At 73.2% G+C, this 26,564-nt stretch carries 18 protein-coding genes and 1 pseudogene; 12 read left to right on the top strand and 7 right to left on the bottom strand.

All coding sequences use genetic code 11. The features are described from left to right. Nucleotides 1-159 precede the first annotated feature (159 nt). Nucleotides 160-1,101: pseudogene (locus tag AB0G56_RS25125) on the bottom strand (aminoglycoside phosphotransferase family protein). 213 nt (nt 1,102-1,314) lie between these two features. On the opposite strand from AB0G56_RS25125, the gene AB0G56_RS25120 reads away from it, so the two are divergent. Beyond that, nucleotides 1,315-4,401: an NPCBM/NEW2 domain-containing protein gene (locus AB0G56_RS25120; RefSeq protein ID WP_360972958.1), complete on the top strand. Its 3,087-nt coding sequence runs from the start codon at nt 1,315-1,317 to the stop codon at nt 4,399-4,401. 12 nt (nt 4,402-4,413) lie between these two features. On the opposite strand, the gene AB0G56_RS25115 is transcribed toward AB0G56_RS25120, so the two are convergent. Then, the gene (locus tag AB0G56_RS25115) at nt 4,414-5,463 is read right to left on the bottom strand and encodes a LacI family DNA-binding transcriptional regulator (protein ID WP_360972956.1); all 1,050 of its coding nucleotides are present in this window, start codon (nt 5,461-5,463) and stop codon (nt 4,414-4,416) included. 227 nt (nt 5,464-5,690) lie between these two features. On the opposite strand from AB0G56_RS25115, the gene AB0G56_RS25110 reads away from it, so the two are divergent. From AB0G56_RS25110 to AB0G56_RS25075, 8 genes are all read left to right on the top strand, one after another. Next, nucleotides 5,691-6,989: an extracellular solute-binding protein gene (locus AB0G56_RS25110; protein WP_360972954.1), complete on the top strand. Its 1,299-nt coding sequence runs from the start codon at nt 5,691-5,693 to the stop codon at nt 6,987-6,989. Further along, a complete protein-coding gene (locus AB0G56_RS25105) occupies nt 6,986-8,002 on the top strand; it encodes a sugar ABC transporter permease (RefSeq protein ID WP_360972952.1) in 1,017 nt (338 codons plus the stop codon). Before AB0G56_RS25110 ends, AB0G56_RS25105 begins: the two co-directional genes overlap by 4 nt. Beyond that, nucleotides 7,999-8,874 (top strand): carbohydrate ABC transporter permease, encoded by an 876-nt coding sequence (locus tag AB0G56_RS25100; protein WP_360972950.1) that lies wholly within the window; start codon nt 7,999-8,001, stop codon nt 8,872-8,874. The genes AB0G56_RS25105 and AB0G56_RS25100 overlap by 4 nt, the downstream gene beginning before the upstream one ends. Further along, on the top strand, nt 8,871-10,712 hold the full coding sequence (locus tag AB0G56_RS25095; RefSeq protein ID WP_360972948.1) for a beta-galactosidase family protein: 1,842 nt from the start codon (nt 8,871-8,873) through the stop codon (nt 10,710-10,712). The genes AB0G56_RS25100 and AB0G56_RS25095 overlap by 4 nt, the downstream gene beginning before the upstream one ends. Nucleotides 10,713-10,865: 153 nt before the next feature. Further along, the gene (locus tag AB0G56_RS25090; protein WP_360972946.1) at nt 10,866-13,106 is read left to right on the top strand and encodes an RICIN domain-containing protein; all 2,241 of its coding nucleotides are present in this window, start codon (nt 10,866-10,868) and stop codon (nt 13,104-13,106) included. Between the two features lie 115 nt (nt 13,107-13,221). Then, a complete protein-coding gene (locus AB0G56_RS25085; protein WP_360972944.1) occupies nt 13,222-13,578 on the top strand; it encodes a PRC-barrel domain-containing protein in 357 nt (118 codons plus the stop codon). Nucleotides 13,579-13,615: 37 nt separating this feature from the next. Then, nucleotides 13,616-13,843, top strand: coding sequence for a hypothetical protein (locus AB0G56_RS25080; RefSeq protein WP_360972942.1), 228 nt, complete (start codon nt 13,616-13,618; stop codon nt 13,841-13,843). A gap of 49 nt (nt 13,844-13,892) precedes the next feature. Continuing rightward, nucleotides 13,893-14,117: a hypothetical protein gene (locus AB0G56_RS25075; RefSeq protein WP_360972940.1), complete on the top strand. Its 225-nt coding sequence runs from the start codon at nt 13,893-13,895 to the stop codon at nt 14,115-14,117. Between the two features lie 32 nt (nt 14,118-14,149). Here the strand turns inward: AB0G56_RS25075 and katG are convergent, their stop codons facing one another. The 5 genes from katG to AB0G56_RS25050 form a co-directional block, all read right to left on the bottom strand. Further along, nucleotides 14,150-16,384: a catalase/peroxidase HPI gene (katG, locus tag AB0G56_RS25070; protein WP_360972938.1), complete on the bottom strand. Its 2,235-nt coding sequence runs from the start codon at nt 16,382-16,384 to the stop codon at nt 14,150-14,152. Nucleotides 16,385-16,417: 33 nt separating this feature from the next. Next, nucleotides 16,418-16,855, bottom strand: a complete 438-nt coding sequence (locus tag AB0G56_RS25065) for a Fur family transcriptional regulator (protein ID WP_360972936.1) — start codon at nt 16,853-16,855, stop codon at nt 16,418-16,420. 33 nt (nt 16,856-16,888) lie between these two features. Then, nucleotides 16,889-17,851 carry an ion transporter gene (locus tag AB0G56_RS25060; protein WP_360972934.1) on the bottom strand — a complete coding sequence of 321 codons (963 nt, stop codon included), beginning with the start codon at nt 17,849-17,851 and terminating at the stop codon, nt 16,889-16,891. 207 nt (nt 17,852-18,058) lie between these two features. After that, nucleotides 18,059-19,699: a phosphoglucomutase (alpha-D-glucose-1,6-bisphosphate-dependent) gene (gene pgm, locus AB0G56_RS25055; RefSeq protein ID WP_360972932.1), complete on the bottom strand. Its 1,641-nt coding sequence runs from the start codon at nt 19,697-19,699 to the stop codon at nt 18,059-18,061. A 241-nt stretch (nt 19,700-19,940) separates the two neighbouring features. Next, complete coding sequence (locus AB0G56_RS25050; protein ID WP_360972930.1) at nt 19,941-20,963, bottom strand: GAF domain-containing protein; 1,023 nt, start codon at nt 20,961-20,963, stop codon at nt 19,941-19,943. A gap of 748 nt (nt 20,964-21,711) precedes the next feature. Here AB0G56_RS25050 and AB0G56_RS25045 point away from each other — a divergent pair. From AB0G56_RS25045 to AB0G56_RS25035, 3 genes are read left to right on the top strand one after another with little or no spacing between them, the layout of a single operon-like run. Further along, entirely contained in the window at nt 21,712-23,691 is a 1,980-nt protein-coding gene (locus tag AB0G56_RS25045; RefSeq protein ID WP_360972928.1) for a beta-ketoacyl synthase N-terminal-like domain-containing protein, read from the top strand. Further along, the gene (locus AB0G56_RS25040; protein ID WP_360972926.1) at nt 23,688-25,298 is read left to right on the top strand and encodes an amino acid adenylation domain-containing protein; all 1,611 of its coding nucleotides are present in this window, start codon (nt 23,688-23,690) and stop codon (nt 25,296-25,298) included. The genes AB0G56_RS25045 and AB0G56_RS25040 overlap by 4 nt, the downstream gene beginning before the upstream one ends. 60 nt (nt 25,299-25,358) lie before the next feature. After that, nucleotides 25,359-26,543: an FAD-dependent monooxygenase gene (locus tag AB0G56_RS25035; protein WP_360972924.1), complete on the top strand. Its 1,185-nt coding sequence runs from the start codon at nt 25,359-25,361 to the stop codon at nt 26,541-26,543. Nucleotides 26,544-26,564 lie beyond the last annotated feature (21 nt).

Genomic DNA, 26,564 nt, shown 5'->3' with positions numbered 1-26,564 from the left:
CCGTGCCGTTCAGGCGCCCCGCCCGTACGCGGCCCGCCATCCGCGCACCGGCCCTCCGGCCGTACGCGGCCCTTTATCCGTACGCGGCCCTCCGACCCGTACGCTGCCCTCCGCCCGTACGCGGCCTGCCGACCGTGGAACGGGCGCCCCGCCCGTCCGTCAGCCCGCGCGCCGCCGTCCCTCGGTGAGTGACTCGGCCAGCGTGTCGGCGAACGCCGTCAGACGGTCGCGTGCCGGTCCGCCGCGGGCGACCCGGAAGCCGTGGCGGCGGCCCCCGAACGCGGCCTGGACGGCGTGGAACCGGGCCCGCCGCCGGACGCGTTCGCGATCGAGCCCGGCGGCCTCGGCGAAGACGCGTCCAGGACGCGGTCCGCGGCCCTGCCGAGGTCGTCGGCCTCGACGAGGACGAGCCCCCGGGACTTCAGGAGGGTCCCGCTGTCGTGGGCGGGGCCGCCCGCGTATCCCTTGGGGTCGACGGCCGGCCACGGCTCGCGCTCCCCGGACAGGATGTTCCTGGCGTGCAGGTCGCCGTGGACGAGCGTGTCGGGCTGCACGGGCCCCAGTTCGCGCAGGTTCGCGACCGCGGCGTCCGGTGCCCTCGGCGGCAGGGCGCGTGCCCACCGCACCGCGTCCTCGCGCAGGTCCGTCTCCCACTGGCCGGCGCGGTCGCGCAGCCGGGGCAGGCCGGGCGGTGCCGGGACAGGCGGCCGGCGGCTGAGCCGGCCCGCGACCGCCACCAGTTCGTCGCCGTCCGCGCGTTGCGCCGACGCGTGCCGGCCCGTTCCAGCAGCATCGCGAAGCGCTCGCCGTCGCGCTCGTGCAGCAGGACGGCACCGCGTCCGCCCCACGCGGTGAACGCGTCCGGTTCATGGACGTTGCCGGGATGCGGAAACGACACCTTGAGCACGGCGGGCTGCCCGCCGGGCCGCCGCACGGGCACGAGCACCCCGACTCCCCTGTGCAAGGCCGTGCCGTCCGGCCGGCACCCCAGCGCCGCAGCAACCCGTCGACGATCTCGGGCGGTTCCGCGATCCAGGCCGCTCCGCGCGACCCCTCGCGCTCGACGGCCCCCCGTGCGAACGCCTCCGGAACAGCGATCACCCCGGCGCCCTACCGGCCTCCTCCGCCGGTGCCGGAAACCGGCAACCGACGTGCGGGGCACCGCCCTTGCGCCGGGTCGGTCCGCACCCTGGTCAGCGGGACGACCGTGCGCTATACCTTCTTCGCGTGATTGTTTCTGCTTGTTTGAGCACGCTATCAAGCACGTTCAATCATCGTTTCCAGGCATCCGCCGACGTGTGCGAAGGGATCGACATGACCGCTCCACCCCGCAGACGCAAGGCCCACCGTTCCCCGGGGACAGCCCTGGCGGCCGCGGCCGTGCTCGCGGTGCTCGCGACCACGGCCGGACCGGCGCTGCCGGCCCGGGCCGCCGCGTCCGCGTCGACCGGGACACCGACCGTCATCGGCGCGGTCACCGGCTTCTCCCACTCCGGTGCCACGTACACCTTCACGGCGGGCACCGCCAAGGCCCGGGTCGCGTTCGTCTCCGCCGACACCTTCCGCATCGAGGTGGCCCCCGACGGCACGTTCACCGACCCCGTCGGCACCGACATCGTGCTGCCGCAGGGCAAGGCTCCGGCCACCCGCTGGCGCGACCGCGGCGACCGCTACGAGCTGTCCACGGACAAGGTGACCCTGCGCGCGTACAAGTCGCCGCTCCGGTTCGCCCTGTACCGCGCCGACGGCACCCGCCTGTGGGAGGAGAGCCGCGGCATCAGCTGGGACGGGACCGCCACCACCCAGACGCTGGCCCGCGGCGCGGACGAGCAGTTCTACGGCACGGGCGAGCAGAACGGCAGCGGCAACACCTCGCACCGCGGCAAGACGCTCAAGGTCGGCGTCGACTACAACTGGAACGAGGGCGGCCACCCCAACTCGGTGCCCTTCTACCTGTCCTCGGCGGGCTACGGCGTCTACCGCAACACCTACGCGCCCGGCACCTACGCCTTCACCGACCCGGTCACCACGACCGAGCAGGAGAACCGGTTCGACGCCTACTACTTCGCCGGTGACTCCGCGAAAGACGTCATCGGCCAGTACACCCAGCTGACCGGCCGCCCGATGCTCCCGCCGGTCTACGGCCTGGAGGTCGGCGACTCCGACTGCTACCTGCACAACGCCAACCGCGGCGAGCGCCACACCCTGGACGCCCTGAAGGTCGCCGACGGCTACGTCAAGAACGACATGCCGCTGGGCTGGATGCTCGTCAACGACGGCTACGGCTGCGGCTACGAGGACCTGGCCGAGACCGCCAAGGGCCTCAACTCCCGCAAGGTGCAGATGGGCCTGTGGACCGAGAACGGCCTGGACAAACTGGCCGACCAGGTCAAGGCGGGCCAGCGGGTGGCCAAGCTGGACGTGGCCTGGGTGGGCGACGGCTACAAGTTCGCCCTGGACGGCTGCAAGGCGGCGTACCAGGGCATCGAGGACAACAGCGACGCGCGCGGCTTCACCTGGGCACCCGAGAGCTGGTCGGGCGCGCAGCGCTGCGGTGTGCAGTGGAGCGGCGACCAGTCGGGCAGCTGGGACTACATCCGCTGGCAGATACCGACGTACGCCGGCGCCACCATGTCCGGGCTCGCCTACACCTCCGGTGACATCGACGGCATCTTCGGCGGCAGCGCCAAGACCTACACCCGTGACCTGGAGTGGAAGTCGTTCCTGCCGGCCGTGATGACCATGGACGGCTGGGCCGCCAAGGACAAGCAGCCGTACCAGTACGGGGAGCCGTACACCAGCATCAACCGCAAGTACCTCAAGCTCAAGGAGTCCCTGCTGCCGTACATGTACACGTACGCGGCCGAGGCCAACCGCACCGGTGTCGGCGCCGTCCGGCCGCTGGCCCTCGAGTACCCGGGCGACGCGAAGGCGGCGAGCGATGCCGCCAAGTACGAGTTCCTGACCGGCGAGGACTTCCTGGTCGCGCCGGTCTACAGCGACACCACGGTCCGTGACGGCATCTACCTGCCCAAGGGCGACTGGGTGGACTACTGGACGGGCCGGACCTACCACGGGCCGACCACGGTCGACGGCTACCAGGCACCGCTGGACACCCTGCCGCTGTTCGTGAAGGCGGGCGCGTCGATCCCGATGTGGCCGGGCGTCAACTCCTACCAGGACCGCACGGCCGACTCGCCGCTCGCCTGGGACGTCTACCCGCAGGGCCGCAGCACCTTCACCCTGTACGAGGACGACGGGGTGACCCGGCAGCACCGCGACGGCAAGTACGCCGAACAGCCGGTGACCGTGACCGCGCCGCGCAGCGGTGCCGGAGCGGTGCGCATCGCGGTCGGCGCGGAGAACGGTGACTTCGCCGGCAAGCAGAAGAACCGCCCGTACGCGTTCACCGTGCACACCGGTTCGTCCCCGCACCACGTCCGCCTGGACGGCCGCACCCTGCCCGGGTTCACCTCGAAGGCCGCCTTCGACGCCGCCGGCCAGGGCTGGTGGTACGACCCGTCCGACCGGGCGGGGGTCGTCCACGTAAAGACCCGCTCGCTGAGCACCGCCCACGGCTTCCGGATCGACCTGGACGGGGCGAGCGCGGTCGGCGGCAAGGTGCCCGCGGCCACGGGCACCGTCTCGGTCACCGCGCCCGGCGAGATCGGCGCCGGTGTGCCCGGCAAGGTCACGGTGGACTTCACCGCGGGCCGCACCGGCAGCTCGGCGACCCAGCTGTCCCTGAGCGCGCCCGAGGGCTGGACCGTCTCGCCCGCCCGCAGCGCAGGCCGGGCCGAGCCCGGTGAGCGGGTGAGCGCGGAGTTCACCGTGACCGCCCCCGCGAACACCGGCGCGGGCGAGGCCGTGCTGACCGGCAGCGCACGCTACCGGGCGACAGGGGAGGAACACGTCGCCACGCAGCGCACCGCGCTGCGCACCATGCCCGCCCCGCCCGAGGGCGACAGCTGGGCCGGTGACCTGCCCTGGCTGAACTCCACCAACGGCTACGGGCCGGCCGAACGCAACCTCAGCAACGGGGAGTCGGCGGCCGGTGACGGGCATCCGCTCACGCTGGACGGGACCACCTACGCCAAGGGCATCGGGGTGCACGCGGACTCCGACATCGAGTTCTGGCTCGGCGGCCAGTGCTCGTCGCTCACCGCGACCGCGGGCATCGACGACGAGATCAACGGCTACGGCGGCGTCTCCTTCTCGGTCGTCGCCGACGGCAAGAAGCTCTGGTCCTCGCCCACGGTCAGCGGCAAGTCCGACCCGCTGCCGGTGGACGTGCCCCTGACCGGAGCGCGCCACGTCCACCTGGTCGTCACCGACACGGACGGCACGAAGTCCGGCGACCACGGCGACTGGGCCGACGCGAAGTTCCACTGCGCCGGCTGACCGGCCGCGCCTCTACGGTGCCCCGGCCCCACCGGCCGGGGCACCGTGCTGTGCGGTGCTGGCCCGGATGATCAACTGCGGTTCCACCGAGGCGGGTTCCGGCACCGCCCCGGGATCGGCGATGTGCCGCAGCAGGTGGGCCACCGCGAGCGTGCCCATCTGGCTGAACGGCTGCGCGACGGTGGTCAGGGACGGCGAGCAGTACTCGGCCAGTTCGATGTCGTCGACGCCGACCACCGAGATGTCCTCGGGCACCCGGCGGCCCAGCTCGTGCAGCGCCCTGATCGCGCCGAAGGCCATCTCGTCGCTGGCGACGAACACAGCCGTGGCGTCCGGGATGCGGCCCAGGATCAGCCCGCCCCGGTAGCCGGAGGCCGGCGACCAGTCGCCCTCCAGGGGCGGCGGCACCGGCCGGCCGGCCTCCTGGAGCGTGCTGCGCCAGCCCTCGCGCCGGGCCGCGGCCTCCAGCCACTCCTCGGGTCCTGCGATGTGCCAGACGGTGTCGTGGCCGAGGTCCAGCAGGTGGCGGGTGGCCAGCCGGGCGGCGAGGCCCTGGTCGATGGCGACGACCTCGGTGGCGTCGGTGCGCGATCCGTCGATGGTGATGGTGGGCGTGGCCCGGGTGAGCTGCTCGATCCGGGGGCTGCTGTGGTTCAGCGGCACCGACAGGATGACGCCCTCGACGCCCTGGTCGGCCAGCCGGGACAGGGCGGCCTCGATGGCGGAGGTGTCCAGCGAGGTGGTGGTGGCGGTGCTCACCGCGTACCCGGCGGCCTGGGCGGCGTGCTCGATGCCCGAGGTGACGGCGGCCCGTGAGTAGAAGTTCGTCTGCAGGGTGACCACACCGATGGTGCGGCTGCGTCCCGAGGAGAGCATCCGGGCGGCGTTGTTGCGCCGGTAGCCGAGTTGTTCCACCGCGGACAGGACCTTGGCGCGGGTCTTCTCCTGCACGTTGGGGTGGCCGGACAGCACCCGGGAGACGGTCTGCGCCGACACCCCGGCGACCCGGGCCACATCCGCCATGCCCGGCGGCCGCTCCCCGCCGTCACTGTGCTTCGCCATGGGTTCCTTCCTCGTGCCGGGAGTCGATGATATCGCCCACACGCGCCGCCATCTGCCCTTTTGGCTGTCCGGCGGCCCGCCGGGGACCGCCTATTGGCATCGATAACATTCTCTGCCATAGTTTCCGCCATCAGCGCGCCGGCCCGCCATCGGGTCCGTGGCCCGTGCCGTGCGCGCGGCCTCGCGGAGGCATCTCCTCCGCCGCACCCAGCCCTTCAGGAGGAGCCGTGAAGCGATCCATTGTCCGCATTGCCGGAGTAGCGGGGGCCCTGGGGCTCGCCCTCACGGCCACGGGATGCGGCGGCTCCGGCTCCGGGTCCTCCTCCGCCGCAGGCAAGGGATCGATCACATTCTGGGGCTGGGCGCCCGGCTACGCCGACGCCGTCGCCGCGTTCAACAAGAGCCACCCGGACCTGAAGGTCACCTACCAGGCCGTCCAGCCGGGCGCCAAGGGCGGCTACCAGAAGATGCTCAACGCGGTGAAGGCGGGCAACGCGCCCTGTCTGGCCCAGGTCGGCTACGAGACCCTGCCGAGCTTCGCGGCGCAGGGCGCCCTCAAGGACGTGAGCAAGTACGCCTCCGCCGACGAGGGCGACTACCAGCCGGCGGCCTGGAAGTCGGTGACCCTGGGCGGCGCCGTCTACGGCGCGCCCGTGGACACCGGCCCGATGGCCCTCTTCTACAACAAGAAGGTCTTCGACTCGCTCGGCCTGAAGCCCCCGGCCACCTGGGACGAGTACCGGGCCGACGCCGAGAAGATCCACGCCTCCGACCCGCACCGCCACATCTCCTCGCCCTACCTGGACTACGACTACGCGGGCCTGGCCTGGCAGACCGGCGCCGGCTGGTTCGGCGTCAAGGGCGACGCCTGGCAGGTGACCATGGCCTCCGCGGCGAACAAGAAGGTCGCCGACTACTGGCAGGGCCTCGCCGACGACGGCCTGATCAGCGGCGCCCCGATGTACGACCAGGCCTGGTACACCGGCATCGGCAACGGGGACATCGCCACCGTCGTCGGCGCTGTGTGGCAGGCCGGGGTCATCAAGGGCGGCGCGAAGAGCGGCTCCGGTCAGTGGGCGGTGGCACCGCTGCCGCAGTGGACCGCGGGCGCCGCCCAGGCGGGCAACGCGGGCGGCTCCGCGACGGCCGTCCTCAAGGGCTGCGACAACACCGAGGGCGCCTGGGAGTTCGCGCACTGGCTCGGCACCGACCGCGCCGCCTTCGGCACGCTCGTCGAGAAGGCCGCGCTGTACCCGGCCGCGAAGAAGCTGCTCGACCTGCCCCAGCTCAAGGGCGGCGACCCGTACTTCGGCGGCCAGAAGATCTACGACGTGTTCGCCGCCGCCGCTCCCCAGGTCAACTCCTCCTGGACGTGGGGGCCGTTGATGACCAAGACCGCCGCCGACCTCGACGACGGCCTCGGCAAGGCCTGGGCGGGCAAGGGCACCATCGCCGGCGCACTGCGCACCTCCCAGGAGCAGACCGCGGGCGAGATGAAGAAGCAGGGCCTGAAGGTCGCCGAGTGAACGAGTCCGTGATCGATGCGGCCGGCACCGTTGCGGCCGCCCGCCCCGGCCGGCCCGCCGCGGACGCCCGCCGGTCCGGCCCCGCGCCCGCCTCCGTCCCGGCGTCCATACCCGCCCCCGCCCCGGCGTACCGCGCGCGCCGCCTGCGGCCCCTGCTGTTCTGCGCACCCTTCCTCGTCCTGTTCGCGGCGATGTACGTCGCGCCCATCGGCTACGCGGCGGTCAGCAGCCTCTTCACCGTCCACCGCTCCGGCCTCGGCCTCACCGCGCCGACCAGGGTCTTCGACCCGCTGGGCAACTACAGCCGGGCGTTCGGCGACCACGCGTTCCTGTCCTCGCTCGGCCGGGTCGCGCTGTTCGGCCTGGTCCAGGTCCCGGTGATGCTCGGGGTGGCCCTGGCACTGGCTCTGCTGATCGACTCCCGCTCCGCGCGCGGCAAGAGCTTCTTCCGGCTCGCCGGCTTCCTGCCGTACGCCATCCCCGGCGTGAGCGCCGCGCTGGTCTGGTCGTTCATGTACTCCTCGCAGTCCAGCCCGATCAACCGGCTGCTGCACCCGGTCGGTGTCTCGATCCCGTTCTTCCACAGCGAGGTGGTGCTGTGGTCGGTGGCCAACATCGTCACCTGGAGCTGGGCCGGGTACAACATGATCATCATCTACGCGGCGCTCCAGTCGATCCCGGCCGAGGTGCTGGAGGCGGCCCGGATGGACGGGGCCTCGGCCCTGCGGATCGCCTGGAGCATCAAGATCCCGGCGGTGCGCGGCGCGCTGGTGCTCACCGCGGTGTTCTCCGTCATCGGCTCCGCGCAGCTCTACAACGAGCCGACCGTGCTCCAGCCGGTCTCCGACGGCTCGGTGTCCTCGACGTTCACTCCGATCATGTCCGCGCAGAGCGCGGTCGCGGCGGGCAACTACCCGTACGCCGCCGCGCAGTCCGTCCTCCTGGCCCTCCTGGTGGGTGTCGTGTCCTTCGTGTTCTTCAAGCTGACCCACCGCGGGGAGGAGCAGGCATGAGCGCGCTGAGCACACGGCCCGCGCTGGTCCGCTCGCGCCGTGAGAGCCGTCCGGCGAGCCGGGCCACGGTCGTCGCGCTGCTGGGCCTGTCGGCCTTCTACTTCCTCTTCCCGCTGTGGTGGCTGCTGGTGTCGGCGACCAAGCCGTTCGGCGAGCAGTTCTCCGGTAGCGGCCTGTGGTTCCAGGGCTTCGGCCTGTTCGGCAACATCGCCCGGCTCAGCGGCCAGGACGGCGGGATCTTCTGGCGCTGGATGCTCAACAGCGTGCTGTACTGCGGCGTCGGCGCCGTCCTCGGCACCGCCTTCTCGGCGCTGGCCGGCTACGCGCTCGCCAAGTACGACTTCCCCGGTCGCGGCGCGGTGTTCGGCGCGGTGCTGGCGGCCGTGCTGGTGCCGAAGGTGCTGTTCACGCTGCCGCTGTACCTGATGTTCTCCGGGGTGCGCCTGATCGACAACCCGCTGGCGGTGCTGCTGCCGAGCGTGGTCAGTCCGTTCGGGGTCTACCTCTCGCGGGTGTTCGCCGCGCAGACCGTGCCCGACGAGGTCCTGGAGGCCGGACGGCTGGACGGCGCGGGCGAGTTCCGCATCTTCCGTACGATCGGGGTGCGGATGATGCTGCCCGCGCTGGTGACGATCTTCCTGTTCCAGTTCGTGGAGATCTGGAACAACTACCTGCTGCCCGCGATGGTGCTCGGCGACGACCGGCTGCAGCCCGTCACGGTCGGCCTGGTCGGCTGGAACGCGAGCCATGTCGCCGTTCCTCCCCCGCTGGTCGTCATCGGCTCCCTGGTGTCCGTCGTCCCGCTTCTGATCGCCTTCCTCGCGCTCCAGCGCTTCTGGCGCGCGGGCATGACCGCCGGAGCCGTCAAGTGACCCCTTCCGCACCGCAGACCGCCACCGCCCCCGGCACGGCGGCCGCCGCCCGCCCGGCCGTCCTGGCCTTCGCCGACGGCACCCTGCTGCGCGCGGGCCGCCCGCACCGCGTCCTGGCCGGTTCCCTGCACTACTTCCGGGTCCGTCCCGAGCAGTGGGCCGACCGGCTCGGGAGGCTGGCGGCACTCGGTCTGAACACCGTGGACACCTACGTGCCGTGGAACTTCCACGAGCGCACCGCGGGCGACGTCCGCTTCGACGGCGAGCGGGACCTGCCGCGCTTCGTGGCGCTGGCACAGGACGCGGGACTGGACGTCATCGTGCGCCCGGGGCCGTACATCTGCGCCGAATGGGACAACGGCGGGCTGCCCGCCTGGCTGACCGGCACGCCCGGCATGCGCCTGCGTACCTCCTACGGTCCGTTCCTGGACGCGGTCGGACGCTGGTTCGACGAGCTGGTCCCGCGCATCGCCGCGCTCCAGGCGGGCCGGGGCGGGCCGGTCGTGGCGGTGCAGATCGAGAACGAGTACGGCAGTTACGGCGACGACCGGGGCTACGTCCGCTGGGTGCGCGACGCGCTGGTGGAGCGAGGTGTCTGCGAGCTGTTGTACACGGCGGACGGGCCGACCGCGCTGATGCAGGACGGCGGCAGCCTGCCCGGGCACCTCGCGGCGGCCACGTTCGGTTCCCGTCCGGCCGAGGCGGCGGCGCTGCTGCGCGCCCGCCGGCCGAACGAGCCGTTCCTGTGCGCCGAGTTCTGGAACGGCTGGTTCGACCACTGGGGCGAGCCGCACCACGTGCGGTCCGCCGACAGCGCGGCCGAGGACGTGGGCGGGATCCTCGAAGCGGGCGGTTCGGTCAGCCTGTACATGGCGCACGGCGGCACCAACTTCGGGCTGTGGGCCGGTGCCAACCACGACGGTGAACGCCTTCAGCCGACCGTCACCAGCTACGACTCGGACGCGCCGATCGCCGAACACGGCGCGCTCACGCCGAAGTTCCACGCGCTGCGCAAGCGGCTGACGGCGTTCACCGGGCCCGGCCGCGAGGTCCCCGAGCCGCCCGCCGATCCGCCGCTGCTCGCGCCCCGCACGCTGGAGGTCACCCGGGGGTCGGCCCTGCTGCCCGCGCTGCGGTCGGTGGGCGAGCCGGTCCAGGCTCCGCTGCCGCTGAGCTTCGAGGAGCTGGGGCAGTCCTTTGGCCTGGTGCTGTACACCGCCGAGCCGCTGCTGCCGCCGGGCCGCCAGGAGCTGACCGTCACGGGGCTGCACGACCGCGCCCAGGTGTTCGTCGACGGCGTCCCCGTGGCCGTACTGGACCGCGAGACCGCCTCGTTCACCGTGCCGGGCGCCGGGGCGCGGGTGCGCCTGGAACTGCTGGTGGAGAACCAGGGCCGGATCAACTACGGCCCGCTGCTCGGGCAGGGCAAGGGCATCCTGGGCGGCGTCCGCGTCGACCGGCGGCTGGTCCACGGCTGGACCATGCGCCGGCTGCCGCTGGACACCTGGACGCGGCAGGACGTCGAGCGTGCCGCGGCGGCGGCGCCGCGCGAGGACCGGGCGGGTTTCGCCACCGCCCGGCTGACGGTGACCGAGCCCGCCGACACCTTCCTCGCCCTGCCCGGCTTCGGCAAGGGCTTCGTCTGGGTGGGCGACACGCTGCTGGGCCGCTACTGGGAGAGCGGACCGCAGACCACGCTCTACCTGCCCGGGCCGCTGCTGCGTGCGGGCGGGAACACCCTCACCGTCCTGGAGCTGGAACGGTTCGGCGACCACCTCGCCCTCACCGACCGCCCGGCCCTCGGACCGGCGGAGGAGTACGTCGAGACGTTCGACTGACCGCCGTGGCGCCACGGCCGCGCAGCGGGCCGGGCGTACGGGCACGGGGGCCGAGGACCGGACCGGTCCTGACACCGGTCCGCCGTCACGCACAGGAACCACACCCAGGGGGCCGCGCAGCCGGCGCGGCCCCGCCCCGAGCAAGGAGGACCTGTGTCACCTCACCGCAAGAGACTGGCCGCAGGGCTCGTCGCCGCGCTCGTCGCCACGGCGACGGCCCTGACCGGCGGCAGCGCCCTGGCCGCCCCCGCGGCACCGGCGCCCGGCGCCACCGGCCCCGCCTACACCGTCACCGTCGGCGCGAAGGGTTCCTGGACCCACCCGGACGACACTCCGGCCGCCCCCTACATCGACAAGGACGGCACCTTCCACTTCCAGCAGGCCCACTCGCTGTACGGCGCGAACGACAGCCGCGCGTGGACCTTCTTCACCGGCAAGGACTTCGATTCCGCCACCCGCGACGGCGCGCTGAGCGACGCGGTGAACCCGGCCGACTCCCGCGACCGCAACGGCGACACCACCTGGCGCTGCAACACGAGCCCCACCGGCGTGGAGTCGAGCTACGCCCCCGCCGGGTCGCACTACGCCCAGAAGAACTACTGCGACCTGGCGGGTGTGTGGGTCGACCCGGACACGGGCGACTGGTACGGCCTGGTCCACAACGAGTTCACCCCGCAACCCTTCGGGGACGGCCTGCACTACGACGCGATCGACTACGCCGTCTCCAGGGACCGGGGCAGGACGTGGACGATCGAGGACCACGTCCTCACCTCCCCGTACAGCACGAAGCGCGGCGACACGGCGGCCTTCCCGCAGCAGACGTTCGACTACGGCGACGGTGACCCGCGCCTGTTCGTGGACACCGCCTCCGGCTACTTCTACGTCTTCTACGGTTCCCGGATCGTGGACAAGGGCGGCAGCTGGAAGGCCTTCCACGCGCACGTGGCCCGGGCCCCCATCGCCGCCAAGATGGCGCCGGGCTCCTGGCGGAAGTGGTACGACGGCGCCTGGTCGCAGCCCGGGGCCGGCGGCCGGGAGAGCAACATGGTGCCTGCCGACACCGCGCACCCCACGGGCTACACCCCCGCCGCCGAGGAGTACGACCCGGCGAACAGCGGGACGACGAGCCAGCAGGTGGCGGCGGGCACCATGCCCCCGACCTCGCCCCTGTTCGTCATGGACATCACCTACGACGCCTACCTGGGGCTGTACATCGGCGAACCCCAGGGCGTGGACCAGAGCGGCAAGGCACCGCAGCAGTTCTACGCCACCGACGACCTGGCCACGCAGAAGTGGCGGCTGATCGGCGACACCGGCACGCACACCAACGCGTCCTGGTACCGCTGGTTCCTGGACACGGCGAACAAGACCAGTTCGGGCATCGTCGGCAGGTCGTTCCGCTCCTACTGCTCGTTCGGCTGCTCGGACGACTCCTCCGGCGAGTACGTCGACCTCACCATCGGCGCCTCGGCGCCCGCCCGGCCTCTCGACCCCAGCCGCACCTACCGCGTCTCCAGCGGCGGCAACCGGGTCCTCGCCCAGGTCCGCGGCGCTTCTGCCACGACCTCCCAGGCGCACCCGGACGGCTCGGCCCTGCAGTCGTGGATCTTCACCGGCAACGGTGACGGGTCCTACCGCGTCGCCAACGCGGCCACCGGCGGCCTGCTCGGCGTGGACTCCTCCGCCACCGCCCAGCGCGCCTGGGGCACCCGGCCCACCGTCACCGCGGCGGGTCCCGGCGGCGCCACCGTGGGCCAGCAGTGGTGGGTGATCCCGGGCACCTCGGCGGGGGGCGCGCCCGACGGCACGTACCGGCTGGTCAACCGCTACAGCGGCCTGGTGATCGGCCTGTCCGGCGACTCCGCTCGGGCCGCCGAGACCACACCGGCCCGGTTCTGGAACGCCACCGGCGCCGGGCCGGTCGGCGGCACGCGCACCGCGGCCGAGCAGACGCTGACGCTCACGCCCACCGGCGCGGCGCCCGTGCTCGACGGCACCCACGCCCTCACCAACGCGGGCCGGGCGCTGGAGGTCCCCGGTCGCGGCAGCGCCGCCGGGGCGCGGCTCACCGCCGGGACGGCGAACGGCGGCGCCCACCAGAAGTGGCGGTTCGCGCGGCAGGACGACGGCTCGTACGAGATCGTCAACACCGCCTCGGGGCTGTGCGCGGACGTCGACGGCGGTTCCGCCGCGGCCGGCGCCCAGGTGATCCAGTGGCCGTGCACCGGCGGCGAGAACCAGCACTGGACGCTCAGGCGCCTGACGAACGGGGCCTTCACCGTGACCTCGGTGCACAGCGGACTGCTCCTGACCGCCGCGTCGGCGGACCGGGGCGCCGCGGTGACCCAGCGCCCCGGCACCGGCTCGCCGCCCCAGCGGTGGCGGATCGGCTGACACCGCAGGCCGGGGTGTCCCCCGCCCCGGCCACCGGCGTGTTTACTCCCCCGGCGCCCGGGTCACTCATCCGTACTACGGCAAGGGAGCGGCGGGAAAGCGGCAGGGAGCAGACATGATTCGTTCGGCGGACCTCCGTGAGTGGCGCAACCGCGACGTGGTCGACCAGGAGGGCCACAAGATCGGCGCGCTGGAGGCGGTCTACGTGGACACCGGCACCGACGAGCCGTCCATGGTGACCGTCCGCGCGGGGCTGCCCACCCGGCAGCGCCTGCTGTTCGTACCGGTCGACGGCGCGGTCGTGGGGCCCGACTACCTCAAGGTCGCCCAGCCCAAGGGCCTGGTCAAGAAGGCGCCCTCCATCGGCACGGACGACGTCCTGCCCGCCGAGCAGGAGGCCGCGGTCTTCCAGCACTACGACCTGCCCTACGTTCCCGGCGCCGGCGGGGAGCGGCGTCTCGCACGCCGCTGACCGTCCGGACCTGCGCCCGGCGTCCGAGGAGGAGCAGATGGCCATCGACACCGTCGAGCGGTTCCTGGCCGCCCTCGACCCGCACCACCGCGAACACGTCCAGGGCCTGCCGCGCGCGGAGCAGGAGAAGCTGGCCGCCACCTGGGAGGACGAGCTGCGGCAGGACACCGACCTCGACACCCTCAGCGAACTCTCGCCCGCCGCGGCCGAGAGCGAGGCGGCGGCACGGGTCGCCCGCAGGGTCCTCGACCGGCCGTACCGGTGAGGGCGGCCGCATGCCGGCCGCCCGGCGGGGGTGGGCCTGAGGTGCCCCCATGCCCAAATCCCGCAAGGTACGTGAAGAGGACGCCTGGGAGGGTGTCGTGGTGGACAAGACCCGGCGGGCGACCGACGGCCTGGGCCTCTACCACTACGTCGAGGTCCGCCTGTCGGCGGGCGGCACCGGGAAGTTCCGTGTCGACAAGGCGCTGTGGAAGTCGGTCGGCCCCGGCGACCGCCTGGTGAAGGCGGCGGGCGCCGCCGCCCCGGTCAAGGCCTGAGCGGGACGGCGGCGGCCCGGAGCCCGTGGCGCTCAGGCCAGGTCGAACCGGTCGAGGTCCATGACCTTGGTCCAGGCCGCGACGAAGTCCGTCACGAACTTCTCCTTGGCGTCGTCGCCGGCGTAGACCTCGGCGACGGCGCGCAGCTCGGAGTTGGAGCCGAAGACCAGGTCGGCCCGGCTCCCCGCCCACTTGACCTCGTCGGTGGCCGGGTCGAAGCCCTCGAAGGTGGTCGCGTCGGCGGAGGTCGCCCGCCACTGTGTGCCGAGGTCGAGCAGGTTGACGAAGAAGTCGTTGGTGAGCACGCCGGGCGTCGTGGTGAACACGCCGAGCTGCGACTGCTGGTAGTTGGCCCCCAGCACGCGCAGGCCGCCCACCAGGACGGTCATCTCGGGCGCGCTGAGCGTCAGCAGGTTGGCCCGGTCCAGCAGCAGGAACTCGGCCGGGAGCCGGTTGCCCTTGCCCAGGTAGTTGCGGAAGCCGTCGGCGGCCGGTTCCAGCGCGGAGAACGACTCGACGTCCGTCTGCTCCTGCGAGGCGTCCACGCGGCCCGGCGTGAAGGGGACCTCGATCTCGAACCCGGCCTCCTTGGCGGCCCGCTCGACGCCCACCCCGCCCGCGAGGACGATCAGGTCGGCGAGGGAGACGCCCTTGCCGCCGCTGCGCCCGGCGTTGAAGGACTCCCGGACACCCTCCAGGGTGCGCAGGACGGTCGCGAGCCGGTCGGGGTCGTTGACCTCCCAGCCGCGCTGGGGCTCCAGGCGGATACGGGCGCCGTCGGCGCCGCCGCGCTTGTCGCTGCCGCGGAAGGAGGAGGCCGACGCCCATGCGGTGGAGACCAGTTCGGCCACCGAGAGGTCGGTGGCGAGGATCTTCGCCTTGAGGACGGCGACGTCCTCCGCGTCCAGGAGGTCGTACGTCCGCTCCGGCAGCGGGTCCTGCCACAGCAGGGTCTCGGTGGGGACCTCGGGGCCGAGGTAGCGGGAGACCGGGCCCATGTCGCGGTGGGTCAGCTTGAACCACGCCCGCGCGAACGCGTCCGCGAACTCGGCGGGGTTCTCCAGGAAGCGCCGCGAGATCGGCTCGTAGACCGGGTCGAAGCGGAGCGAGAGGTCGGTGGTGAGCATCGTCGGCTGGTGCCGCTTGGACGGGTCGTGCGCGTCGGGGACCGTACCGGCGCCCGCGCCGTCCTTGGGCCGCCACTGGTTCGCGCCGGCGGGGGACTTGAACAGTTCCCACTCGTAGCCGAAGAGGATCTCGAAGAAGGAGTTGTCCCACTGGGTGGGGGTCGACGTCCAGGTCACCTCCAGACCGCTGGTGATGGTGTCGCCGCCCTTGCCGGTGCCGAAGGTGTTCTTCCAGCCCAGGCCCATCTCCTCCAGGCCGGCGGCCTCGGGGTCGGCCCCGACGTTGTCCGCCGGGCCCGCGCCGTGGGTCTTGCCGAAGGTGTGGCCGCCCGCGATGAGGGCGACGGTCTCCTCGTCGTTCATCGCCATCCGGCGGAACGTCTCACGGATGTCGCGGGCCGCGGCGATCGGGTCCGGGTTGCCGTTGGGGCCCTCGGGGTTGACGTAGATGAGGCCCATCTGGACCGCGCCGAGCGGGTTCTCCAGCTCGCGGTCGCCGGTGTAGCGCTCGTCGCCGAGCCAGTTGGTCTCGGGACCCCAGTAGACGTCCTCCTCGGCCTCCCAGACGTCCTCGCGCCCGCCCGCGTAGCCGAAGGTCGTGAAGCCCATGGACTCCAGGGCGACGTTCCCGGCGAGGATCAGCAGGTCGGCCCAGGACAGGTTGCGGCCGTACTTCTTCTTGACCGGCCACAGCAGGCGGCGGGCCTTGTCGAGGTTGGCGTTGTCCGGCCAGCTGTTGAGCGGGGCGAAGCGCTGCTGTCCGGCGCCTGCGCCGCCGCGGCCGTCACTGATGCGGTACGTGCCCGCGCTGTGCCAGGCCATCCGGACGACGAGCGGGCCGTAGTGCCCGAAGTCGGCGGGCCACCAGTCCTGGGAGGTGGTCAGCACCTCGGCGATGTCCCGCTTCACGGCCGGCAGGTCGAGGCTCCGGAACGCCTCGGCGTAGTCGAAGTCCGCGCCGAAGGGGTTGGCCACCGCGGGGTTCTTGGCGAGGATCTTGAGGTTCAGCCGCTCCGGCCACCACTGGCGGTTGCCGCCGCCCTGCGTGGGATGCGGTGCGCGGCCGTGCGCGACCGGGCAGCCGCCGCCCGCCTCCTCAGTCTTCGGATCGGTGACGATGGCCTCGTGGTTCTCGGACATGGGAATCCTTCCGGACTGGGCGGATCACGGTGCTCACGTGCTGCGGACGGTGGAACAGCCGGGGCACAGGCCCCAGTAGGTGACCTCGGCCTCCTCGATGGAGAAACCGTGGTCGGCGGACGCGGTCAGGCAGGGTGCCTCGCCGGTCGCGCAGTCCACGTCGGCGACGGCACCGCACGACCGGCACACGACGTGGTGGTGGTTGTCCCCGACGCGACCCTCGAACCGGGCGGGGCTGCCCGCCGGTTCGATCCGCCGCAGGAGGCCCGCGGCGGTGAGTGCGTGCAGGGCCTCGTACACGGCCTGGAGGGAGATGTGGCCCAGCCGGGCGCGCACCTGCGCCGCGATGGCCTCCACGCCGAGGTGGTCGCCGGCGCGGACGGTCTCCAGGAGGGCTACGCGGGCGGCCGTCACCCGCAGGCCCGCACCACGCAGCTCCTCGGCGGTCGTCGGGGGCCGGGCTGCCGTCATGGCGCCGAACCTACCGCCGCAAACACGAATCGTTCAAGAAAACGAACGGTCAAAGTCTGGTACGGATGGGGTGGGAGGCGCGGGAGGGGTGCGACGGCCGCCACCGGCGGGCGGCGCGGCGGCCGGAGTGAGGCCCTGTTCCAGGTCGTCCAGGGCGTGGCGGACCGCCCTGATCCGTTCGAGCAGGTCCCGGCGGTCCTCGTCCGGCGGTGGCGTGACCGGCCCGGCGGGCGCGGCCCGCTCCGTCTCGCGGGCTTCGTCGAGGGAGGTGAGGACCACCCCGATGAGGACGTTGACCAGCACGAACGAGGCCAGCAGGACGTAGGAGGAGTAGTAGAGCAGGCTCCAGCGGGACACTTCGAGGCCGCTGTGCACCGCCTCGCCGATGCCGTCCAGGGTCATCAGCAGGAAGAGGGTCAGCACGGCGCGGCCGATGGAGCCGTAGTGCTGGGGGTCGGCGTGGCCGAAGAACACCCAGCCGACCATCGCGTACACGTACAGCAGGAGCGCGCCGACGAGCAGGAAGCTCAGGGTGCCGGGCAGGCTGCGGGCCACCGCGACCAGCACGATGCGCAGCTGGGGCAGGAAGCGGGCCGTGCGCAGCACGCGCGCCAGGCGCAGCAGCCGCAGCACGGTGGCGTTCTCCCGGACGAGCGGCAGATAGGCGCACAGCACCACGGCGAGGTCGAAGAGGTTCCACGGGTCCCTGAGGAAGCCCCGCGGGCGGTCGGCGTGCGCGGCCAGGCGCAGCACGATCTCGACGGTGAACACGGCCAGGCAGGCGTGTTCGGCCGGCCGTAACCAGTCGTGCCACCGGTCGACGAGTCCGGGATAGGTCTCCACGCCCAGCAGTGCGGCGTTGACGAGGATGACGGCGAAGACCGCGAGGGCGAACCAGCGGGCCTCGGTGACGGCGCGGCAGCGGTGCGCCAGTACCGCGCGGGTGGCGGTCGCGCCTGGTGGACTGCCGGTCTCCCGGGGGTGCTGCTGCGGCATGTGGCGCCCCTGCCCCTTCACGCGTGGGTCGCCCGCGGGACCCGTGCTGATCTTCTACAGCACTGTAGATTGCCACAGCGGGTCACCGGCCGCGGCCGGCGCCCCGGCCGGCGGGGGGGCCCGGCCGGCGGGGGGGCGCCGGCCGGGACCGGGCACGGCGGAGCGAAGCCGCTCGGGGCGGGGAGCCCGGCGGGGCGGCGGTACGGTTCAGCCGCCGAGCGCCGCCAGGACCACCTGCTTGGCCTCGTCCTGCACCTGGCGGAGGTGGTCGGGGCCGCGGAAGGACTCCGCGTAGATCTTGTAGACGTCCTCGGTGCCGGAGGGGCGGGCCGCGAACCAGGCGTTCTCGGTGGCCACCTTGATGCCGCCGATGGAGGCGCCGTTGCCGGGCGCCTCGGTGAGCACGGCGGTGACCTGCTCCCCGGCGAGGGTGTCCGCGGTGACCTGGGCCGGGGACAGCTTGGCGAGGCGGGCCTTCTCGTCGCGGGAGGCGGGCGCGTCGATGCGGGCGTAGGCGGGCTCACCGAAGCGCTCGGTGAGGGCCGCGTAGTGCTGGGAGGGCGTCTTCCCGGTGACGGCCGTGATCTCGGAGGCGAGCAGGGCCAGGATGATGCCGTCCTTGTCGGTGGTCCACACCGAGCCGTCCCGGCGCAGGAACGACGCTCCGGCGGACTCCTCGCCGCCGAAGCCGAGCGAGCCGTCGACCAGTCCGTCCACGAACCACTTGAAGCCGACCGGTACTTCGACCAGCCGCCGGCCCAGGTCGGCGGCGACCCGGTCGATCATGCCGGAGGACACCAGGGTCTTGCCCACCGCCGCCGCGGCGGGCCATTCGGAGCGGTGGGCGTACAGGTAGGAGATGGCCGTGGCGAGGTAGTGGTTGGGGTTCATCAGCCCGGCGTCCGGGGTGACGATGCCGTGCCGGTCGGCGTCGGCGTCGTTGCCCGTGGCGATCTGGAACCGGTCGCGCTGCTCGACGAGCGAGGCCATGGCGTACGGCGAGGAGCAGTCCATGCGGATCTTGCCGTCCCAGTCCAGCGTCATGAAGCGCCAGGTGGGGTCGGTGAGCGGGTTGACCACGGTCAGGTCGAGCCGGTGCTGTTCGGCGATGCGCCCCCAGTAGGCGACCGACGCGCCGCCCAGCGGGTCGGCGCCGATGCGCACGCCCGCGCCGCGGATCGCGTCCAGGTCCAGCACGCCGGGCAGATCGCAGACGTAGGCGCCGAGGAAGTCGTGGCGTGCGGTGGTGTCGGCGGCGAGCGCCCGGGTGTACGGGATGCGCCGTACGTCCTTCAGGCCGGCGGCGATGATCTCGTTGGCGCGGTCCTGGATCCAGGAGGTGGCGTCCGAGCCGGCCGGGCCGCCGCTCGGCGGGTTGTACTTGAAGCCGCCGTCGGCGGGCGGGTTGTGCGAGGGGGTGACGACGACGCCGTCGGCGAGGCCGGAGGTCCGCCCGCGGTTGTGGGTGAGGACGGCGTGCGAGACCGCGGGGGTGGGCGTGTAGCCGTCGGCCGCGTCGATGAGGACGGTGACGCCGTTGGCCGCGAACACCTCCAGCGCGGTGACCCGGGCGGGCTCGGACAGGGCGTGGGTGTCCGCGCCGAGGAAGAGCGGGCCGTCGGTGCCCTGTCCGGCGCGGTACTCGCAGATGGCCTGGCTGGTCGCGGCGATGTGGTCCTCGTTGAAGGCCGCCGCCAGGGACGAGCCGCGGTGCCCGGAGGTCCCGAAGGCGACGCGCTGTCCGGGTTCGGCCGGATCGGGGTGCAGGGCGTAGTACGCGGTCACCAGCCGGGCCACGTCGATCAGCTCCTCCGGCCGGGCCGGCTTGCCCGCTCGTTCCTGCTGCATGACACCCACTCCTCGTCTTCGGTCCTGTGTCCGCTCGCGATCTCCATCTTCCCCCGCGCGTGAACGCGAGGCGTACCGGCATCCGGGGCCGGGGGCGCGAAGCTCGCCACAGGCCGGCGCGGGAGGCCGGGCCGCGGACGCCGTCACCCCGTCACCCGGCCGCCCCGCCTCCCGCCTCACCCGGCCGCCCCGGTCGCCCGGCCCGCCCGTCACCCCCGCCGCATCGGCTGCCCGCCCCGGTTCACCGTCCGGGCACGCTGTCCGACAGTGCGGCGCCGCCCAGTTGCTCGAAGCGCTGCTGGACATTGGCGGCGAAGGCCTGCGACTCGGCTCCGCCGTAGCCCTGCCCGGTGGTGTTCATCGCCACCGTGAGGACGCCCTTGAAGGGTGCGCTGGGGGAGGTTCGGATCGGCGTGCACAGGAAGTCGAAGTCCTGCGGGGCGGCGGAGTCGTAGGTGCGCAGCGACGCCCGGGGCACCGTGGTGGGCCGGCCGGTGCGCAGGGCCTCGTCCATCGCGGCGAAGACGCCGATCCGGTCCAGGCCGGGCAGCACGTCCCGGCCCAGGCTGAACTGGGGGACCATGCCGAAGGCCTGCCCCTGCTTGCCGTTGGCGTAGCGCAGCAGGTGGTCGGGGCCCTCGGTGAGCATGATCGGGAAGGGCGCGCCGTCGAAGACCGCGAACAGCTCCTGCTGCTGGGCGAGGAGGCTGTCGCGCAGCTTGAACTCGGACAGCAGGGTCTCGGACAGCTCCTGCATGCCCTGCTTGAGCTGGCGGTCCCAGGCGCGCGGCTTGAAGTCCGCCACGCACACGGTGCCGAGGACGACGCCCGTGTTGTCGCGCAGCGGCGTGCCCAGGTAGGAGCGCACGCCGAGGTCGTTGACGAGGGGATTGCCCTTGAAACGCGGGTAGTCGAAGACGTCGTCGAGGGCGAGCTGGGAGCGCTGGGCGACCACGTGCGGGCAGAAGCCGTAGTCGCCGGGCGCCTCGCGGGCGAGGTTGCTGAGGTCGAACGGGATGCCGCCGCCCGAGACGTCCACGGGGTCCTCCGGGGTCCCCCCGGGCACGTACATGCCGCGGAACATCTGGCGCTCGTCGTTGATGAAGTTGACCATGGCGAGCGGGGCCTGGGTGAACGTGGCCGCGAGCCGCGCGATGCGGTCGAACGTGGCCTCCGCCTCGACCGTGTTGAGGCCGAGAATCCTCAGCCGGTTCGTCCGCTGCTCGCCTGCGGCACGGTGCTGTTCGGGTGACAGGGATTCCATGGGGTCAGATCAAAGCAGAGATCCGGCCGCCGTGGATCACCCCTCCAGGTCATTCCGGCCTCAGCCGTCCCACCGTCAACGGCTGTCCGGAGCAACGGACTTGTCCGGCCCTCGGCTGCCCCGCCACGGAACGGGGAGCGGGAGCCGGGCCCGGCGGCGGGCGTCAGGTGGCCATCCGGGGAGTCTGTCCAAATTTTTCAATGTTTCAACATCAAGCGATCACTTCCCGTCATTCTTGGACCACCCGTCGTTCCGAAACGATTTCACGCCTGACAATCGTGCGATGGACCCGCCGTCGAGACTGGCGCATTCGGTCCGGCACGACATCAGACACAAATATTCGAATCTTCGTTCGGAATTGGGAAGGTGAGGCGGGTGCGCGGTCCCCGGTCCGTACCCGAGGCTCGGGAAGGTCGAGACCGCCGATCCCTCTCCCTGCGGCGGGTCTTACCCCACGACCCGCGCCGTCTGCGGTGACCGAACGGTCCCAGCGAGGCGGTCGCCCGCCTGACTGAACACAGCGCCGCCCCCCCCACACGGCAAGTGCCGGCGGGCCCGCACGCGCCGGGAGCCCCACGCCCAGCCGTCCCCGGCCGCTCCGCGCCGTCCACACCCCCGGACGGTGCGCGGGGCGCCGCCGGGCACGTGTCATGCGCGTGGGAGAAGTGGCGATGGGGCAAGTTGCGATGGGGCAAGGTCTACTGCGCCGCGGCGCAGGGACCGTGCGACGTATGAACGGAGTTCTCTCATGAACAGGTCCGACGTGGACCCTCGGTCGGTCGCGGTGATCGGCATGGCCTGCCGGCTGCCCGGTGCGTCCGCGCCCGACGAGCTGTGGGCCCTGCTGCGGGACGCAGTGGACGCCACGAGCGAGACACCCCCGGATCGCTACGACGTGGACGCCCTGTACTCCCCCGAGCCCGGACGGGGACGAATAGCCGCCCGGCGCGGCGGCTACGTCGACGGGGTCGCCGAGTTCGACGCCGGGTTCTTCGGCATGTCGGCCACCGAGGCCACCGAACTCGACCCGCAGCAGCGGCTGCTGCTGATGACGGCCTGGGAGGCGCTGGAGGACGCCGGCCAGAACCCCGACCGGCTGGCGGGAAGCCGCTCCGGCGTCTTCGTCGGCAACACCCGCGCCGACCACCTTGAACTCGCCCTGCGCCGCGGCCCCGATTCGGTGACGGCCGCTCAGCTCCACAACTTCCGGTCCCTGCTGCCGGCCCGGCTGTCCCACTTCTTCGACCTCCGCGGCCCCAGCGTCGTGGTGGACACCGCCTGCTCCTCCTCGCTCGTGGCCGTCCACCAGGCCGTGCAGAGCCTGCGCTCCGGGGAGACCCCGCTGGCCCTGGCGGCCGGCGTGAACGTGCCGCTCCGCCCGGACGAGGGCCTCGTCCTCTCCCACGCGGGCGCGATGGCCCGGGACGGGCGCTGCAAGTTCGGCGACGCGGGCGCGGACGGCTACTCGCCCAGCGACGCCGTGGCCGTCGTCGTCCTCAAGCGGCTCACCGACGCGCTGGCCGACGGCGACCGGGTCCGCGCCGTCATCCGGGGAAGCGCCGTCGGCAACGACGGCCGCACCAGCGACTCGGTGCTCAATCCCTCCCTCCAGGGCCAGTTGGACGTGCTGCGCTGGGCGTACGAGGACGCGGGCGTCGATCCCGCCGACGTCGACTACGTCGAGGCCCACGGCGCGGGCTCCCCCGCCCTGGACCCGCTGGAACTGCGGGCGCTGGGCGAGGTGCTCGGCGCCGGGCGGCCCGCCGACCGGCCGCTGCTGGTCGGCTCCGTCAAGACCAACATCGGTCACGCGGAGGCCGCCGGAGGACTGGCCGGCCTCATCAAGACGGTCCTGTGCCTGGAACACGGCCAGATACCGGCAACCCTCCACCTCGACACCCCGCATCCGGGCGTCGACTGGGACGCGCTGCCGCTGACCCTGCCCGACAAACTGCAGGACCTTCCCGTCCTCGGCCGGCCCGCCGTCGCCGGAGTCGGCGGCCAGGGCTCCTCGGCCCTCAACGCCCACGTCGTCCTCGCCCAGGCCGGCCCTCGAGATCTGCCGCCCGCCGCCCCCGAGCCGGACGGGACCCCTCACCTCCTCGCCCTGTCCGCCCACAGCGCCGACGCGCTCAGGGCGCTGACCGCCGCGTACGCGCGCTACCTGCGACCGGGCGGCGCCGGCGCCTCGTACGCGCTGCGCGACATCTGCCACAGCGCGGCCGTCCGGCGCCGCCACCACGCGCACCGCCTCGCCGTCACCGGCCGCACCCACGAGGAACTGGCCGCGGCACTCACCGGCACCCCGGCGGCGGCACCGGCCGCGGACCACCCGCTGACGGCCGCCGCCGACCGCTACGCCGCGGGCGGCGACCTGGACACGGCAACGATGTCCGGCGCACCGGGCCGCTGCGTACCGCTGCCCGCCTACCCCTGGCAGACCCGGCGGTACCGGGCGGGCGAGGCGCGCCACGAGGACCGCACCCCGCAGGACGGGCCCGGCGCCGGGGACCTCGCGGACCGGGTGCTGCGCGAGCACGCCCGCACCGGTTTCGACGACACATCCACCCTCACCGACATCGGCATCGACTCGCTGGCCAAGCTGCGGATCGTCGTGGAACTGGCCCAGCGGTGCGGGCGTGAGATCGAGCCCGAGGAACTCGGTGGGCTGCGCACGGTCGGTGAGCTGCGGCAGTGGACGCTGACGCTCGAGGCGGCCGGCCGGTGACCCCCGCGCCCAACCTCTACGACTGGTTCGCCCGCACGGCCGCCGCGCATCCCGACGCGCCCGCCCTGGAGGTCGCCGGGGCCCGCCTGACCTACCGGGAGCTGCGCGAGGCCGCCGAACGCCTCGCCGCCCGGCTGGTCACGGCGGCCGGCGGCACCCCGCCACGGCGCGTCGGCCTGCTCGCGACCCGCTCGGTGACCGCCTACGCCGGGTACCTGGCCATTCTGCGGACCGGCGCCGCCGTCGTACCGCTCAACCCCGAGCACCCGGCCGCCCGCACCGCCGCCGTCGCCGCCGCGGCCGGCCTGGACCTGGTCCTGACCGGGCCGGACGACGCACCCGCCGCCGGCCTCGGCGCGCCGGTCCACGTCGCCGACCCGGGCGACACGCAGCCCGCGGACCCGGCCGACACGGACCCGGCCGTCGCGGCCCCGACCAGCCCGGCCCCGACCAGCCCGGACCCGACCGGCCCGGACCCGGCCCGCTTCGGCGCGCCCTTCCGGCAGGCGGGCCCCGACGACCTCGCGTACGTCATCTTCACCTCCGGCTCCACCGGCGCGCCCAAGGGTGTGCCCGTGCGGCACCGCAACATCTGCGCCTATCTGGAGCGGGTGGCCGGCCGGTACGGCATCGGCCCGGGCAGCCGGCTCTCGCAGAGCTTCGAGCTGACCTTCGACGGCTCCGTGCACGACCTGTTCGTCGCCTGGACGGGCGGCGGCACCCTCGTCGTACCGTCGCGCGGCCAGCTCCTGAACCCGGTGAAGACCGTCAACAGCCTGCGTCTGACCCACTGGTTCTCGGTGCCGTCGCTGATCACCTTCGCCGCCCGCCTGGGCGCCCTGGCCCCGGGCAGCATGCCGACCCTGCGGTGGAGCGTCTTCGGCGGCGAGCCGCTGCCGCTGCGGGCCGCCCGCGAGTGGCGCGCCGCCGCCCCGGCCGGCCGCCTCGAAGTCCTCTACGGGCCCACCGAGCTGACCATCTCGTGCACCGCCTACCGGTTCCCCGACGAGACGGCCGACTGGCCGGACACCCCCAACGGCACCGCCCCGATCGGGACCGGACACCCCGACGTGGACCTCCTGCTGCTCGACGAGGACGGCAGGCCCGGCCGGACCGGTGAGCTGTGCGTGCGCGGCCCGCTCCGCTTCGCCGGCTACCTGGACCCGCGCCACGACGCGGGCCGCTTCCTCACCGAGGACCTGCGGCCGGCCGGGGGATCGCCGCCCGGCCCCGGGCACTGGTACCGCACGGGCGACCGCGTCGCCCTGCGGGACGGCCTGCTCGTCCACCTCGGACGGACCGACCACCAGGTCAAGATCCGCGGGCACCGCATCGAACTCGGCGAGATCGAGGCGGCGCTGCGCGCCCAGCCCGCGGTGCGCGACGCGATCGTCGTCACCCTGCCCGCCGCCGACGGCGAACCGGAACTGCGGGCGGCGGTCAGCGGCCCCGGCTGCGTCCCCGACCGGTTGTACGCGGCGCTGGGCGAGCGCCTGCCGCCGTACATGATGCCCAGCCGGATCACCGTCCTCGACCAGCTGCCGCTCAATCCGAACGGCAAGATCGACCGCCGCGCCGTGCGCGGCGAACTCGACCGCTCCCGCTGACCGGGGGCTCCCCCCTCCCCCTTGATTCCCCGTCCCCGACGCCCGTTGTGAGGCATCCGCATGTACGACGCCATCGTGGTGGGAGCGCGCTGCGCCGGCGCCCCCGCCGCCCTGCTGCTGGCCCGCGCGGGCTACCGCGTCCTCCTGCTCGACAAGGCGGCGTACGGCACCGACACCCTGTCCACGCACCTCGTCCACCAGCCCGGCGTGGCCGCCCTCGCCCGCTGGGGCGTACTCGACCGGGTCCGTGCCTCGGGCTGCCCGCCGCTGGACCGCACGGTCTACGAAGTCGCCGACGTCCACATCGAGGGCCGGGCCCGGGGAGTGGACGGGCAGCGCGCCGGGTTCGCCCCGCGCCGCCATGTGCTCGACGCGATCCTGGTCGACGCGGCCGGCGCGGCCGGCGCCGAGTTCCGCGACCGCTGCCGGGTGACGGGTCTGCTGCGCGACGGTCTGGGCCGGGTCGTCGGTGTCGAGGGCAGCCGTGGCGGCCGTGACTTCACCGAGCGGGCCCGCCTGGTGATCGGCGCGGACGGGATGCGCTCCACCGTGGCCCGGCTGACGGCGGCCCCGTACACCGTGCGGGACACCCGGCTGTCCTGCGCCTACTACACCTACTGGCCGGACGTCCCCGCCGACCTGGAGCTGTTCGAGCGGCCGGGCGGCTGGGTGGCCGCGGTGCCCACCCACGACGCGGCGACCCTCGTCCTCGCCTACTTCCCGCAGTCCCGGTTCGAGGAGGTCCGCGCGGACGCGTACCGCGCCTACCGGGAGCAGATCCGCGCCACCGCGCCCGCGCTGCACGAACGGCTGGCCGGCCGGGAGCCGGTGGAGCGGCTGCACGGCAGCGGCGACCAGCAGAACTTCTTCCGGCGGGCGGCCGGACCCGGCTGGGTCCTCGTCGGAGACGCCGCCCACCACAAGGACTCCATCACGGCCCGCGGTATCAGTGACGCCTTCTGGCAGGTCGAGCGGCTCGTGGAGGCGGTGTCGGGCACGCTGGAGGGCGATCCGCTCCGGCTCGACGCCGCGCTGGACCGCTACGCCGAGGACTGCGCGGCGCAGCTGGCCCCCGGGTACGAGGCCACGCTCGGCGTCGCCCGGCTCGACCCGCACGAGCAGCGGCTCTCCCTGCTGCGGGCCGTGCAGTCGGACCCCGAACTGACCGCGATCTACCTCGACATGGTCGCCGGCATCACCTCGGCCGGGGCGCTGTACACACCGCGGCTGCTGGCGCTCCTGTGACCCCTGTGCGGCCGCGCCCGC

Source organism: Streptomyces sp. NPDC021356 (assembly GCF_040641015.1).
Classification (GTDB): Bacteria; Actinomycetota; Actinomycetes; order Streptomycetales; family Streptomycetaceae; genus Streptomyces.
The sequence above is the reverse complement of the archived record's forward strand: the minus strand, read 5'-3'. Positions and strand labels throughout refer to the sequence as shown.